The sequence below is a fragment of the Allobosea sp. genome (genome assembly GCF_035944895.1).
In the GTDB taxonomy this organism is placed as follows: Bacteria; Pseudomonadota; Alphaproteobacteria; order Rhizobiales; family Beijerinckiaceae; genus Allobosea.
In genome coordinates, this window is sequence record NZ_DASZAT010000005.1 from 1,108,207 (window position 1) to 1,121,935 (window position 13,729).

12 protein-coding genes are annotated in these 13,729 nt (G+C 67.6%); 7 read left to right on the forward strand and 5 right to left on the reverse strand.

Translation table 11 applies throughout. The features are described 5' to 3' along the window. The first annotated feature begins 170 nt into the window (after window positions 1–170). The gene (locus VGV58_RS07565; RefSeq protein ID WP_326873356.1) at window positions 171–3,767 is read left to right on the forward strand and encodes a hydantoinase B/oxoprolinase family protein; all 3,597 of its coding nucleotides are present in this window, start codon (window positions 171–173) and stop codon (window positions 3,765–3,767) included. Window positions 3,768–3,801: 34 nt separating this feature from the next. Continuing rightward, entirely contained in the window at window positions 3,802–4,497 is a 696-nt protein-coding gene (locus tag VGV58_RS07570) for an SDR family oxidoreductase (RefSeq protein ID WP_326873357.1), read from the forward strand. A 4-nt stretch (window positions 4,498–4,501) separates the two neighbouring features. Here VGV58_RS07570 and VGV58_RS07575 read toward each other — a convergent pair whose 3' ends face one another. Continuing rightward, on the reverse strand, window positions 4,502–5,119 hold the full coding sequence (locus VGV58_RS07575) for a LysE family translocator (RefSeq protein WP_326873358.1): 618 nt from the start codon (window positions 5,117–5,119) through the stop codon (window positions 4,502–4,504). Window positions 5,120–5,212: 93 nt separating this feature from the next. On the opposite strand from VGV58_RS07575, the gene VGV58_RS07580 reads away from it, so the two are divergent. The 3 genes from VGV58_RS07580 (at window position 5,213) to VGV58_RS07590 (ending at window position 8,763) form a co-directional block, all read left to right on the forward strand. Continuing rightward, the gene (locus tag VGV58_RS07580; protein WP_326873359.1) at window positions 5,213–5,797 is read left to right on the forward strand and encodes a GNAT family N-acetyltransferase; all 585 of its coding nucleotides are present in this window, start codon (window positions 5,213–5,215) and stop codon (window positions 5,795–5,797) included. A gap of 130 nt (window positions 5,798–5,927) precedes the next feature. Next, the gene (locus tag VGV58_RS07585) at window positions 5,928–7,604 is read left to right on the forward strand and encodes a methyl-accepting chemotaxis protein (RefSeq protein WP_326873589.1); all 1,677 of its coding nucleotides are present in this window, start codon (window positions 5,928–5,930) and stop codon (window positions 7,602–7,604) included. Between the two features lie 67 nt (window positions 7,605–7,671). Beyond that, on the forward strand, window positions 7,672–8,763 hold the full coding sequence (locus tag VGV58_RS07590; RefSeq protein WP_326873360.1) for an ATP-dependent DNA helicase: 1,092 nt from the start codon (window positions 7,672–7,674) through the stop codon (window positions 8,761–8,763). On the opposite strand, the gene VGV58_RS07595 is transcribed toward VGV58_RS07590, so the two are convergent. Continuing rightward, window positions 8,747–9,217, reverse strand: coding sequence for a hypothetical protein (locus VGV58_RS07595; protein ID WP_326873361.1), 471 nt, complete (start codon window positions 9,215–9,217; stop codon window positions 8,747–8,749). The two genes, VGV58_RS07590 and VGV58_RS07595, sit on opposite strands and share 17 nt — an antisense overlap. A gap of 150 nt (window positions 9,218–9,367) precedes the next feature. On the opposite strand from VGV58_RS07595, the gene VGV58_RS07600 reads away from it, so the two are divergent. After that, window positions 9,368–10,552: a MalY/PatB family protein gene (locus tag VGV58_RS07600; protein WP_326873362.1), complete on the forward strand. Its 1,185-nt coding sequence runs from the start codon at window positions 9,368–9,370 to the stop codon at window positions 10,550–10,552. A gap of 13 nt (window positions 10,553–10,565) precedes the next feature. Here VGV58_RS07600 and VGV58_RS07605 read toward each other — a convergent pair whose 3' ends face one another. The 3 genes from VGV58_RS07605 to VGV58_RS07615 form a co-directional block, all read right to left on the reverse strand. After that, on the reverse strand, window positions 10,566–11,315 hold the full coding sequence (locus VGV58_RS07605) for an SDR family oxidoreductase (protein WP_326873363.1): 750 nt from the start codon (window positions 11,313–11,315) through the stop codon (window positions 10,566–10,568). A 79-nt stretch (window positions 11,316–11,394) separates the two neighbouring features. After that, window positions 11,395–12,138 carry an anti-sigma factor gene (locus VGV58_RS07610; RefSeq protein ID WP_326873364.1) on the reverse strand — a complete coding sequence of 248 codons (744 nt, stop codon included), beginning with the start codon at window positions 12,136–12,138 and terminating at the stop codon, window positions 11,395–11,397. After that, entirely contained in the window at window positions 12,135–12,698 is a 564-nt protein-coding gene (locus VGV58_RS07615) for a sigma-70 family RNA polymerase sigma factor (protein ID WP_326873365.1), read from the reverse strand. The genes VGV58_RS07610 and VGV58_RS07615 overlap by 4 nt, the downstream gene beginning before the upstream one ends. A gap of 205 nt (window positions 12,699–12,903) precedes the next feature. On the opposite strand from VGV58_RS07615, the gene VGV58_RS07620 reads away from it, so the two are divergent. Beyond that, complete coding sequence (locus VGV58_RS07620) at window positions 12,904–13,692, forward strand: DUF4394 domain-containing protein (protein WP_326873366.1); 789 nt, start codon at window positions 12,904–12,906, stop codon at window positions 13,690–13,692. Window positions 13,693–13,729 lie beyond the last annotated feature (37 nt).

The following is a 13,729-nucleotide window of genomic DNA, read 5'->3' on the forward strand; positions in this document are numbered from 1 at the left end:
CAGGACCGGTCCTGTCATGAAAGCCTCCCCTAAAGATCGGTCCGGCCCCTCAGCCATGTCCCGATCGCTGATGTCGATCCTAGTCGGCGAAATGAGCTTGTCAACGTTTCATCGACGATTTATCGATGAAACGTCAAAGAGCCTTGTTGGCCAATAATCAGGGGGATCAGATGAGCGGCCGTTGGGACTTCTGGATCGACCGTGGCGGCACCTTCACCGACGTGATCGGCCGTGATCCTGCAGGCAAGCTTCATGCCCGCAAGCTGCTCTCCGAGAATCCCGGCGCCTATCGCGACGCCGCCGTCCAGGGCATCCGCGATCATCTGAGCCTGAAGAGCGGCGAGCCGATCCCGGCCGGCACGGTCGGCGAGGTCCGCATGGGCACGACGGTCGCGACCAATGCGCTGCTCGAGCGCAAGGGCGACCGGACCCTGCTCGTCACCACCAAGGGTTTCCGGGACGCGCTGCGCATCGGCTACCAGGCCCGGCCCGACATCTTCGCCAAGGAGATCATCAAGCCGGAGCAGCTCTACGACGCCGTGGTCGAGGTCGAGGAGCGCGTGCTCGCCGACGGCTCGGTCGAGAAGGCCGCCGACGAGGCCGCGATCCGCGCCGCCTTGCAGGCGCAGTACGAAGCCGGTTTCCGCGCCGTCGCGATCGCCTTCATGCACGGCTACCGCTATCCGGCGCATGAGCAACTCGCAGCGAAGGTGGCTCGCGAAATCGGCTTCCCGCAGGTCTCGGTCAGCCATGAGGTGTCGCCGCTGATCAAACTGGTCGGGCGCGGCGATACCGCCGTGGTCGACGCCTATCTCTCGCCGATCCTCGCTCGCTATGTCGCGCAGGTCTCGGAAGAGCTCGACATCGCCCGCACCGGCGCGCGGCTGATGTTCATGATGTCTTCGGGCGGTCTCACCGCCGCCGAACTCTTCCAGGGCAAGGACGCGATCCTGTCGGGCCCGGCCGGTGGTGTCGTCGGCCTCGCCGAGACCGGCCGCTCGGCCGGCTTCGACAAGGTCATCGGCTTCGATATGGGCGGCACCTCGACCGACGTCGCCCATTTCGACGGCGAGTATGAGCGCGCCTTCGAGACCGAGGTCGCCGGCGTGCGCATGCGTGCGCCAATGATGCTGATCCATACGGTCGCGGCTGGCGGCGGCTCGATCCTCCACTTCGACGGCTCGCGCTTCCGCGTCGGCCCCGATTCTGCTGGCGCCAATCCTGGCCCGGCCGCCTATCGCCGTGGCGGGCCGCTCGCCGTGACCGACGCGAACGTCATGGTCGGCAAGCTGATCCCATCCTATTTCCCGGCGATCTTCGGCCCCGGGCAGGACCAGCCGCTCGATGTCGGGACGGTGCGCGAGAAGTTCGCGGCGCTCGCCAGTGAGGTCGGCGATGGCCGCTCACCCGAGGAGGTCGCCGATGGCTTCGTCCAGATCGCCGTCGCCAACATGGCCGAGGCGATCAAGAAGATCTCGGTCCAGCGCGGTTACGACATCACCCGCTATGCGCTGAATTCCTTCGGCGGCGCGGGCGGCCAGCATGCCTGCCTCGTCGCCGACGCACTCGGCATCAAGACCGTGCTGCTGCATCCGTTCTCCGGCCTGCTCTCGGCCTATGGCATGGGCCTCGCCGAGATCCGCGCCACCCGCACCGCGGCGCTCGACGTGCCGCTGGATGCCGAGGCCAAGGCCGCGATCGGCACGCTTGCCGACAGGCTGGGCGCCGAGGCGAAGGGCGAAGTCGCCGGGCAGGGCGTTGCCGAGGGCGACATCGCCATCCATGTGCGCGCCCATATCCGCTATGCCGGCACCGACACCGCGATCGCGACGCCCTTCGGCAGCCGCGCCGAGATGCAGGACGCCTTCCAGGCGGCGCACAAGGCCCGCTTCGGCTTCATGGACGAGACCAAGGCGCTGGTCGTCGAGGCCGTAGAGGTCGAGGCCGTCGGCGGCGGCGCCCGCTTCGAGGAGGCCGCGGCTGCCGAGAACGCCGGCGAGCCAGAGGTCGCCGAGCGCACCCGCTTCTTCTCGAAGGGCCAGTGGCACGAGGCGGCGATCGTCCGGCGCGAGGCGATGGCGCGCGGGCAGGGCATCGCCGGCCCGGCGATCGTGATCGAGCCGAACCAGACCGTCGTGGTCGAGGATGGCTGGACCGCCAGGCTGACCGCCAAGGACCATCTCGTCCTCACCCGCAGCAAGGCGCTGGTGCAGCAGGCGGCGATCGGCACCAGGGCTGATCCGGTCATGCTCGAGATCTTCAACAACCTGTTCATGTCGATCGCCGAGCAGATGGGCGTGACGCTGCAGAACACTGCCTATTCCGTGAACATCAAGGAGCGGCTCGATTTCTCCTGCGCCGTCTTCGACCAGACCGGCGCGCTGGTGGCGAACGCCCCGCACATGCCGGTGCATCTCGGCTCGATGGACCGCTCGGTCGAGACGGTGATCTCGAACAACCCGGTGATCCGCCCGGGCGACGTCTATTGCCTGAACGCGCCCTATAACGGCGGCACGCACCTGCCCGACATCACGGTCTGCACCCCGGTCTTCGACAATGAGGACAAGAACATCCTGTTCTGGGTGGCGAGCCGCGGCCACCATGCCGATGTCGGCGGCACCGCGCCGGGCTCGATGTCGCCGCTCGCGACCAATATCGAGGAAGAGGGCGTCTATATCGACAACTTCAAGATCGTCGATCAGGGCCGCTTCTGCGAGGAGGAGCTGGTCAAGCTCCTCACCGGCGCGCGCTATCCGGTCCGCAATGTCGTCCAGAACGTCAACGACCTGAAGGCGCAGATCGCCGCCAATGAGAAGGGCGTGGCCGAGCTGCGCAAGATGATCCGCTCCTTCGGCCTCGACGTCGTCCAGGCCTATATGGGCCATGTCCAGGACAACGCTGCCGAGAGCGTCGCGCGCCTGCTGACCCGCCTGCACGACTCGGAATTCACCTATCCGATGGACCAGGGCTGCGCGATCAAGGTGAAGATCACCATCGATCGCGACAGGCGCGAGGCGACGGTCGACTTCACCGGCACCTCGCCGCAGCGGCCCGACAATTTCAACGCGCCGGCGCCCGTCACCCGTGCCGCCGTGCTCTATGTCTTCCGCGTCATGGTCGACGATGCGATTCCGATGAATGCCGGGTGCCTGCGGCCGATCAAGGTGATCGTGCCGGAGGGCTCGATGCTGGCGCCGCGCTATCCGGCCGCCGTCGTCGCCGGCAATGTCGAGGTCTCGCAGGCGGTCACCAACACGCTGTTCGGCGCGCTGGAGGCGATGTCGTCCTCGCAGGGTACGATGAACAACCTGACCTTCGGCAACGACCAGTACCAGTACTACGAGACGATCTGCTCGGGCTCGCCGGCGGGGCCGGGCTTCAACGGCACCTCGGGCGTCCACGTCCACATGACCAATTCGCGCCTGACCGATCCGGAGATCCTGGAGACGCGCTTCCCGGTCGTGCTGGAGGATTTCCACATCCGCGCCGGCTCCGGCGGCAAGGGCGAGTGGAATGCCGGCGACGGCACCAGCCGTACCATCCGTTTCCTCAAGACGATGGACTGCGCCATCCTCGCCTCGCACCGCAAGGTCCGTCCCTTCGGCATGAAGGGCGGCGAGCCTGGCGAGCTCGGCCGGACGCTGGTGCGGCGGCTTTCAGGTGCAGTCGAGGAGCTCAAGCCGAGCGATCAGACCCTGCTCCAGGCCGGCGAGGCGGTCACCGTGATCACGCCGACCGCTGGCGGCTATGGAAAGCCGAAGGGCTGAGGCTTAGGTCTGGTCTTCAAGACGGAGACCGACCATGCCCCAGACCTGGATGATCACCGGTGCCAATCGCGGCATCGGCCTGGCTTTGACGATGGAATTGCTGCGGCGGGGCGACCATGTCGTCGCCGCGGCGCGTGATCCCTGGGGCGGGGCGCTGGCGGAGCTCGCCGGCGTCCATGTCGGGCAGTTGACCCCGCTCGAGCTCGACGTCACCTCCGACCAGAGCGTCGCCGCCGCCAAGCGGGCCTTCGACGGCCGGCCGATCGACGTGCTCGTCAACAATGCCGGTGTCTACGGCCCGCGTGATCGCCAGTCGGCGCTCGACATGGATTTCAAGGCCTGGCGCGAGGTCTTCGAGGTCAACGTCTACGCCCCCTTGCGGGTGGCGCAGGCCTTCCTGCCCAATGTCGAGGCGGGCACCGGCCGCAAGATCGTCACCATCAGCAGCCGCATGGGCTCGATCGGCTCCAACCCGTCCGGCGCCATCGCCTATCGCTCCTCGAAGGCGGCGGTGAACATGGCGATGGTCGGCTTCGGCAATGCGGTGCGGGACAGCGAGGTGGCGGTGCTGCTCTTCCATCCCGGCTGGGTTCGCACCGACATGGGCGGCGGCGGCGCCGATATCCCGCCGACGGAAAGCGCCGCCGGGCTGATCGCAACGATCGACGCCTCCGGCATGCGCGAGACCAACAGCTTCCGCAATTGGAAGGGCGAGGAGATCCCCTGGTAGGGGATCAGCTGCCGCGGGTTGAGGCGAGCCAGAGCCCGCCGCCGATCAGGAAACCGCCGCTGACCTTTGACATCAGCCGCACGCGCCGCTGCGACAGGAAGCGGCCGGCCCGGCCGGAAAGGATCGCATAGGCACCGTCGCTGAGCGCGGCGAACAGCATCGTTGTCGCGCCCATGATCATGATCTGCGTGGCGTAGTCGCGCGTCGGGTCGAGGAATTGCGGGAAGAAGGCGCCGAAGAAGACCAGTGTCTTCGGATTGCTCAGCGCCACCAGCAGCCCTTGCAGGAAGAAGCCGCCGCGCGGCGGGCGTGCTTCGCTCTCGCCCTCGGCGGCTGCCCCGGCGCTGCGATACATCTTCCAGCCCAGCCAGATCAGATAGGCCGCGCCTGCGAGCCTGACCCAGTCGAACCAGTGCCCCATCGCGGCGATCACCGAGCTCAGGCCGATGCCGACGATCGCGATCATGATCGCGAGCCCCGCTTGCGTTCCCGCCATGTTGAGGAGCCCGGCGCGGCTACCATGCTTCAGGCTGTTGGCGATGATCAGCGTTACCGTCGGCCCGGGCACGATGATGATGACCAGGCAGGCGACGAGATAGGCGGCGAAGAGTTCGAGTGACATGGAGGGAGCCTCCCGGCGGGCTTGGCGGCCGCCTTGAAGACGGCGCGTCATTCCTCTCCTGTTTGCTGGGGTCTGTCGAGAGGGGGGACGGACGTGACGAAGGCTGGTTTTCAGGTCATCCCACTGACGCCGGAGCATTGGCCGGCGCTGGAGGATCTCTTTGGCCCGCAAGGGCCCTGCTATGGCTGCTGGTGCAATCATTTCCGCATGCCGCCGAAGCTGCGCAAGCCGCTGCTCGGCGAGGGGGCGCGGCAACTCTTCGAGGAGCGGGTGAAGAGGGGGCCGCCGCCGGGCGTGCTCGCCTTCGCCGGCGATCTCCCGGTCGGTTGGCTGCAGATCGGGCCCCGCGCCCATGTGCCCGAGTGGAACAATCCGCGCCGTGCCTCGACGGCGCTGCCGGATGCACCCGCCGAGGATGAGCGCAACTGGGCGGCCTCCTGCTTCTTCGTCCGCAAGGGCTTTCGCGGCCAGGGCGTCGCGGCGGCGCTGCTGGCTGGCGGGCTCGACTTCGCTTGGGAAAGCGGCGCGCGCCTGGTCGAGGCCGCGCCGATGGACAATGAGGCCAGGCGCAGCGCCGACGGACTCTATGTCGGTCCCGAGAGCGTCTTCCAGCGTGCCGGCTTTGCCGTGGTCGCCACACGGAAGCCTGGCCGCCCGCTGATGCGGTTCGCGTTCTGAGCGCAGATTCATGCGTGAAGCGCTGTCAAGCGGAATATTTCAATTATTTTAGATGCTTAGCTGGCTCCGTTAAGGATCTGTTCGTCTCGCATTTGCGAAAGGTCTGCCCGCTGACGAGGCGGTGAAGACGATGCGGCCGTTCGGGCTTACAGCCAAGATCACAGTCCTGTTTGCGGTCTTCGGGATCGCCGCTGCGCTCGGCCTCACCAGCGCGGTCAGCGGTCTCGATTCTGTCCATGGGATCGATCGCGAGGCCTTCGCCGGACAGCAGCTGGCCAACAAGGCGGCGCTGCTGTCGAGCCGGGTCGCGCAAGCTTCGCTCCTCAGCCGCTTCGACGATGCGACGGAGCCGGGGGCGGTCGCCACCGCGCTCGATCAGCTCGACGAGGCGGTCGAACTGGTCGATTCGGCGCGCGCCAATCTGATGTCGTCGCTGCCCGCCGGATTGCAGCAGGCCAATGCTGCGCTCGACCCGCGCATCAAGACCTTCATCGCCTTCCAGCGCGACATCGTCGATATAGGCCGACGCGTTTCGCCCAAGGCCGCGTTGATCGAAGCCTCGGCAATCGAGGCGCGCGAGAACGTCCGCCAGATCATCGCCGCGACGGCGCGGCTGCGCGACGATCTCGACCGTCAGGCCGGACACGCGGCCAGCCGCGCCGGCGACCTGGCGCAAGAGGTCCGGCTGCGCGTCATCCTGATCGCTGCCGGTTTGCCGCTGGCGGGCGGCCTGATCGCGATCCTGCTGTTGCGGACCTATCTGACCCGGCCCCTGCGCGTGCTGATGGAGACCATCGCGAGCGTGACGTCCTCAAACCGGGTCGTCGATGTGCCCTATGGCAAGCGGCGCGACGAGATCGGCCAGCTCGCCCGCACGGTGCGTGCGCTGAGCGAGGTTCGCGCCACGCTCGTCACTCGCGATGCCGAGGCCGATCTGGCGCAGCAGCACCAGCAGCGCCGGACCGGGGAGCTGCATCGCATCGCCCAGGAGTTCGAGGCGCGCATCGGCCGTCTGCTCGCCGATATCGGCCGGCTGAGCGAAGGCCTTCGCGCGGCGCTCGCTGCATCCGCCCTCCGTGCCGGCCAGATTTCGCATAGCGGCAACGCAGCCGCCCAGGCCGTCGCCGGAGCCGGTGAGGAGGCGATAAGCATCGCTGATGCCGCTTTGCGGCTGGAAGAGGTGGTCGAGCAGATCAATCGCGAGGTCAGGCGCGTCTCCGAGACTGCGAGCCTCGCGACCCGCGACGCCGCGGGAACGGTCGGGCTCGTCGGCCGCCTGACCGAGAACGCCGGCAAGATCCGCGATGTCGTCCAGCTGATCGAGGCGATCGCCCGCCAGACCAATCTGCTCGCGCTCAACGCCACGATCGAGGCTGCCCGCGCCGGCACGCATGGCCGCGGCTTCGCCATTGTCGCCAGCGAGGTGAAGGCGCTCGCGACCCAGACCGCTGACGCCACGGCGCAGATCTCGGCCCGGATCGCGACCGTGGACACGGCGCTGTCGCAGGCGGCGCAGGCGATCACCGGCATCGCCAGCCGCGCCGGTGCGGTTGAGCAGGCGAGCACCGAGATCTCGACCATGGTCGCCTCGCATACCGGCCTGCTGCAGGGGCTTGGCGAGACCATCGCGCGCATCTCGGTGGTCACCGGACAGGCAGCCAGCGCCGTGACGACGATCGCCGGTGCCGGTGTCCAGACCACAGCCCATGCCGAGCAGGGAGCGAGCGGCGCTCGCCAGCTCGACGAACGCATCTCGGCCTTGCAGGCGGAGGCCGACGAATTCGCCCGGCGCTTGCGCGCCGCCTGAACCGGCTTGCCTTGGCCGCCCGACTCGCGGCCTTGTGCGCCATGCCCAACAGCATCCGCATTCACCTATGAGCTGGTCGCCGCAGCAGGACGCGGCGCTCGCCGCCGTGGCCGATTGGCTGAAGGTCGGCTCGCCGCAGCTCTTCCGCCTGTTCGGCTATGCCGGCACGGGCAAGACCACGCTCGCCCGTCATATCGCCGAGGGCGTCGACGGCACCGTCGTCTTCGCCGCCTTCACCGGCAAGGCGGCGTTGGTCCTGCGCAACAAGGGCTGCGAGGGCGCGCAGACCATCCATTCCTTGATCTACCGCTCGCGCGGCGTCGACGAGGAGAGCCCGACCTTCGTGCTCAATCGCGAGAGCACCGCCGCCAAGGCCAAGCTGATCATCATCGACGAGTGCTCGATGGTCGACGAGGAACTCGGGCGCGACCTGCTCTCCTTCGGCACGCCGGTGCTGGTGCTCGGCGATCCCGCGCAATTGCCGCCGGTCAAGGGCGGCGGTTTCTTCACCGAGGCCGAGCCCGACGTGATGCTGACCGAGGTCCATCGCCAGGCGGCCGACAACCCGATCGTGCGCATGTCGATGATCGTGCGCGAGGGCGGGCGGCTCGAAATCGGTGACTATGGCGCGAGCCGGATCATCAGGCGCGCCGAGATCACGCCGGAAATCGTGCTCTCGGCCGACCAGGTGTTGGTCGGCCTCAACAAGACGCGCCGACAATACAATGCCCGCATGCGCCAGCTCATGGGCCATACCGCCAACGTCCCGGCGGTCGGCGAGAAGCTGGTCTGCCTGCGCAACGACAAGAGCAAGGGCCTGCTCAATGGCGGCGCCTGGATCGTGCAGGAGCTGAAGACCTCGAAGAAGGGGCTGGTCACCATGCGGGTGACGCCGGAGGACGATACCGGCGGCAAGCCGGTCAAGGTCTCGGTCATGCCCAATTTCTTCGACGGCACCGAGGACGAGGTGCCCTGGGAACTGCGCCGCCACACCGACGAATTCACCTTCGGCTACGCGCTGACGGTGCACAAGGCGCAGGGCTCGCAATGGGACAACATCGTCATGTTCGACGAGGCCTTCGCCTTCCGCGAGCACCGGGCGCGCTGGCTCTATACCGGCCTGACCCGTGCGGCGGAGACGATCACGGTAGTGATGTGAGCGCTGCCAGCAAGCGGGCGCGTTCGAGGTCCTTGGGGCGCCCGAAGCCTGCGATGATGTGCCCGAGCTCATCCCGCTCAGGGACATAGACTGTTGCCGCGCCGATGCTGATTGCCTGGCGCGTCGCCGGCTGGACCGGATGCCAGGCGTCACCGACGCGATGCTCGAAGCCGGCCATCAGATCGACCGGGACGGGCAGGGCCGGCCATTTGGCCAGGACCTTCGACCTGAACAGCGGGTTGGGCGGCGCCGGATGGGGTTCGACGCCGATGAGCGGCAGGATGCGGCCGATATCCTCGACACCGAGCAGGACATCGACATCGGCGACGGTGATCGGCCTCGCGCCATGCAGGGCCGCGGCAGCGCTGGCGATGATCCACCAGGGATCGCGCGCCGCCGCCATGATCGCTGCGACGGAACCGAGGGTCTCGATCAGGGGCGCAGGCAGGGTCATGAGCGGCCTATAGCAGCCCTTGGGGTTCTGCGGCGAGCCCGTGCCAGACCGTCACGGTAGATTGGAATTGCGCGAAACGCTGCTGGCGGAGAAGAATTTTCTTGGTATGCGATGGTCTCGTGCTGGCCCGGCAACGCATCGGAATCCGAGATGATCGCAGCTTCGACCTTTGACTTGCACATCGACCGCCGCGGCAGCAATTGCGCCAAATGGGACAAGATGGAGGCCATCTACGGCGTGCCTGCCTCCGATGGCATCGCCATGTGGGTCGCCGACATGGATTTCCGGCCGCCGGCCTGCGTCCAGGCCGCGGTCGAGGCGATGGCCGCCCATGGCATCTACGGCTATTTCGGCCACGAGAAGACGAACAGCGATGCCATCCGCTGGTGGATGCAGGAGCGCCATGGCTGGGAGGTCGCGCCGGACGCGATCTTCACCACCCATGGTCTGGTGAACGGCACCGCGCTCTGCGTCGACGCCTATACCAGGCCGGGCGATGGCGTCGTGCTGATGACGCCTGTCTATCACGCCTTCGCCCGCGTCATTAAGGCCGCCGGCCGCGAGGTCGTCGAGTGCCGGCTGGCGCAGGAGGATGGCCGCTACGTCCTCGACATCCCCGGCTGGGATGCGCAGATGACCGGCAAGGAGAAGATGCTGGTCCTGTGCTCGCCGCATAATCCGGGCGGGCGGGTCTGGAGCCAGGGCGAACTCAAGCAGATCGCCGATTTCTGCGTCCGCCACGACCTGATCCTGGTCTCGGACGAGATTCATCACGACCTCGTCATGCCCGGCTATAAGCACATGGTCATGCCGCTGGCTGCGCCGGAGATCATCGATCGCCTGGTGATGATGACGGCGACGACCAAGACCTTCAACATCGCCGGCGCCCATGTCGGCAACGTCATCATCCCCGACGAGAAGCTGCGCGCGCCGTTCCGCGCCCGGATGAACGCGCTGGGCATCTCCCCGAACTCCTTCGGCATGGAGATGTCGACGGCGGCCTACAGCAAGGAGGGCGCCGCCTGGGTCGATGCGCTCACTGCCTATCTCGACGGCAATCGCCGGGTCTTCGACGTGGCCATCAATGCCATCCCCGGCCTGCGTTCGATGCCGCTGGAGGCGACCTACCTCGCCTGGGTCGATTTCTCAGGCACCGGCATGGAGCCGAAGGACTTCATCGCCCGCGTCGAGAAGCAGGCGAAGATCGCGGTGAATCATGGCAACAGCTTCGGCGCCGGCGGCGACAATTTCCTGCGCTTCAACCTCGCGACCCCACGCGCTGTCGTGGTCGAGGCAACCGAGCGCCTGAAGCAGGCCTTCGCCGATCTGCAGTAAAGGCGGCTTCGACTCAGAAATGCGCGAGATAGCCGCCGTCGACCGGTAGCGTCACGCCGGTGACATAGGCCGCTTCGGGCGAGCACAGGAAGGCGACGGCGCCGACCAGCTCGTTGGGAACGCCCCAGCGCCCGATCGAGGTGCGCTGCGCCAGCATGCCGGCGATGCCGGGGTCGGCGACCAGGCCGGCATTGGCCTCGGTGGCGAAGAAGCCGGGGGCTACGGCGTTGACCGTGATGCCGCGCGGGCCGAGCTCGGCCGCAAGCGCGCGGGTGAGCGCTTCCAGCCCGCCCTTGGTCGCGATGTAGCCGGGGTCGCCGGCACGCGCGATCGAGCCGGCGATCGAGGTGATGTTGACGATGCGCCCGCCATCCGGGATGTGCCGGGCGAGCCGCCGCACCAGATCGAACGGCGCGACGAGATTGACCTCCAGCAGCGCGCGGAAGGCGGTACGGTCGAGCGCGTCGAGCGGCCGGCGATCGCGCAGACCGGCATTGTTGACGAGGATGTCGATGCGGGGATGGCGCATGACGAGCGCATCGAGCGCCTGCGCAGTCGCATCCTCATCGGCGAGGTCTGCCGCAAAGGTCGAGACCGCGAGGCCTTTCGCCGCCAATTCGGCCGCGGCAATGTCGAGCACGTCCTGGCTGCGGCCGTGGATCGCTACATGGGCGCCGCGCGCGGCGAGCCCCTTGGCGATCGCGAGGCCGAGGCCCTTGCCGGCCCCGGTGACCAGAGCCGTTTGTCCGTTCAGATCAGTCATCGCCTCTCGCCGTCAGCCCTGCAGATCCGCGGAACCTGCCATTCGCGACGTCCTATCGCGTCAGCACCGGATCGGTCCATCACAGCCGCTGCGAGGTCGTGCCCTTGGCGATGATCGGGCCGGTCGGGCGGCCGGTCGGCGAGCCGCTCGCCGGCTCCAGCGTGATCTCGAAGAGCTGGCCATTGCCGAGCGGCAGGTTGTCGAGCCGCAAGGGCGTCGAGCGGGCGCGGTCGATCAGGCCGACCGAACGCGGGCCGACGGCGCGGTCCCACAAGGTCCAGATCTCCAGCGCCTTGCCGGCCGGCACGTCGATGCTCTGCAAAGGCAGCATCTCGACGCGCCCGTCGGCGAAGGTGTTGACCACGGCGGCGGCAGCGTTGCCCTCGGTCAGCAGCACCGCGACCATCAACGGCTGGCGCCCGGCGCGATCGAGCGCGCCGAAAAGCCCGGCCGCCAGCAATATGGTCGCCAGCGCGCCGGCGAAGGCCGCGCCGCGCCAAACGAACAGGCTGTTCCACCACTCGGCGAGGCGGCTGGCCGTGGCAGCGGATGACGGAACGGTTCTGGCCGGTGCGGCCGCGCTCGTCAGGCTCGCCTCGATCTGGCTCCACAGGCTCGCCGAGGGGACGATCGGCGTCGCTGCCGCGTCGAGCGCAAAGAAGTGCCGGCGCCAGCGCTCGACCGAAGCGGCGAAATCGCAGTCCGTGTCGAGACGGTGTCCGGCGGCCTCGCAATCCGCACCGTCGAGCAGTCCGAGGACATATTCGCCAGCGAGCGCGTCACGCTCGGGCGGTGTCAGGGAGGCATCGTGCAGAGCGCTCATCCGAGGCACTCCTTCAAAGAGAGCAGCGAACGGCGGATCCAGGATTTGACGGTCCCGAGCGGTAGCTTCATCCGCCCGGCGATCTCGCCATGCGTCAGCCCCTGGACGAAGGCGAGCAGCACGAGGCCGCGCCGCTGCGGTGGCAGCAGCTCCAGGCAGGCGCGCAGCGCCGAGGCGTCCGACAGCTTCGCCATCACGGTCTCCGGATCGTCCTCCTCGCTCGCCGTCTCCTCGGCGATCGGCGTGTCGCTCGTCTCGGTGCGCTTCTCGTCGCGCAGGATCGAGAGGGCGCGGTTGCGCAGGATCGCGTAGATCCAGGTCAGGCCGGCGCCGCGCTCCGGGTCGAAGCGGCCGGCATGCCGGAAGATCAGCACGAACGCGTCCTGCACTGCTTCCTCCGCCAAGGCCCGGCGCTTCAGCAAACGCTGCGCCACACCGAGCATACGCGGCGACTCCGCTTCGTAGATGCGCCGGAGCGCGGTTTTGTCGCCGGCGGCGCAGGCGAGCAGCGCGGTCTCGATCTCGCCTGCGTGCCGCGGTTGCGTTGCGTACGTCGCCATCCCTCGCTCCGGTCGGCAGCCTCCCAAGGCGAGGCAAGCCCATTCTTACGCGGCCCCAGCGCCCTCGGATGCAGACCACGGCATTTATTTTTTCATCCGCATCCGCCCCGGAAACTCGCCGCTATCCGCCATGGGTGCCGCGCCGCAGGAGGCGTCGGCCAGCCCCTTTGAGATTGAGATCGCGACACGAACCGGAGGACATCACATGACCAAGGCTCGCAACCTGCTTCTCGCTTCCACCATTCTCGGCGCAGCCCTTGCTACCAGCGCTGCCCAGGCCGGCACGCTCGCGGTGCTGACCGGCGACGATACGCTGACCATGGTCGACACCGCCACCCAGAAGGCCGGCAAGTCGATGAAGGTCAGCGGCATCAACGGCAAGATCGCCGGCATAGACGTCCGCCCCGCTGACGGCATGCTCTATGCGCTTGGTGTCGACGGCACGATCTACACGGTCGACAAGGCCGGCAAGGCGACGATGAAGTCGAAGATGGACACGGTGCTCTCGGCCAGCACCATGGCGACTGTCGACTTCAACCCGGCTGCGGACCGTTTACGTGTCATCGGCGCTGACGGCACCAACCTTCGCGTCAATGTCGACGACGGCAAGACCACGGTCGACGGCAAGCTGAAATTCGCCGAAACCGATATGCACAAGGGCGAGACGCCGATGGTCGTCGCCGGCGCCTACAGCAACTCGGTCAAGGGCACCAAGGAGACGGCGCTCTACGACATCGATGGCAAGATCGGAGGGCTGCTGAAGCAGGCGCCGCCGAATGACGGCGTGCTCGGCGCCATCGGCAAGCTCGGCATCACGCCCAAGGCGATCGCCTTCGACATCGAGACGGCAGCCGACGGCAGCAACACCGGCTGGCTGGTCGCCGATGGCGGCCTCTACAAGCTGGACATCGCCACCGGCAAGGCCGCGATGGTCGGCAAGATCGGCGGGCTCGCCGCGCCGGTGCGCGATGTCGCGGCGCTGCCGGCGATGTGACCCGAACGCATCCTTCGACCTACGGGAGGTCGCCATT

Excerpts from the sequence above, each read along its gene's own strand:
- VGV58_RS07590 (WP_326873360.1), top strand. The coding sequence starts at position 7,672 with ATGAGCTGGTCGCCGCAGCAGGACGCGGCGCTCGCCGCCGTGGCCGAT.
- VGV58_RS07585 (WP_326873589.1), top strand. The coding sequence starts at position 5,928 with ATGCGGCCGTTCGGGCTTACAGCCAAGATCACAGTCCTGTTTGCGGTC.
- VGV58_RS07570 (WP_326873357.1), top strand. The coding sequence starts at position 3,802 with ATGCCCCAGACCTGGATGATCACCGGTGCCAATCGCGGCATCGGCCTG.
- VGV58_RS07565 (WP_326873356.1), top strand. The coding sequence starts at position 171 with ATGAGCGGCCGTTGGGACTTCTGGATCGACCGTGGCGGCACCTTCACC.
- VGV58_RS07600 (WP_326873362.1), top strand. The coding sequence starts at position 9,368 with ATGATCGCAGCTTCGACCTTTGACTTGCACATCGACCGCCGCGGCAGC.
- VGV58_RS07610 (WP_326873364.1), bottom strand. The coding sequence starts at position 12,138 with ATGAGCGCTCTGCACGATGCCTCCCTGACACCGCCCGAGCGTGACGCG.
- VGV58_RS07575 (WP_326873358.1), bottom strand. The coding sequence starts at position 5,119 with ATGTCACTCGAACTCTTCGCCGCCTATCTCGTCGCCTGCCTGGTCATC.
- VGV58_RS07605 (WP_326873363.1), bottom strand. The coding sequence starts at position 11,315 with ATGACTGATCTGAACGGACAAACGGCTCTGGTCACCGGGGCCGGCAAG.
- VGV58_RS07620 (WP_326873366.1), top strand. The coding sequence starts at position 12,904 with ATGACCAAGGCTCGCAACCTGCTTCTCGCTTCCACCATTCTCGGCGCA.
- VGV58_RS07615 (WP_326873365.1), bottom strand. The coding sequence starts at position 12,698 with ATGGCGACGTACGCAACGCAACCGCGGCACGCAGGCGAGATCGAGACC.
- VGV58_RS07595 (WP_326873361.1), bottom strand. The coding sequence starts at position 9,217 with ATGACCCTGCCTGCGCCCCTGATCGAGACCCTCGGTTCCGTCGCAGCG.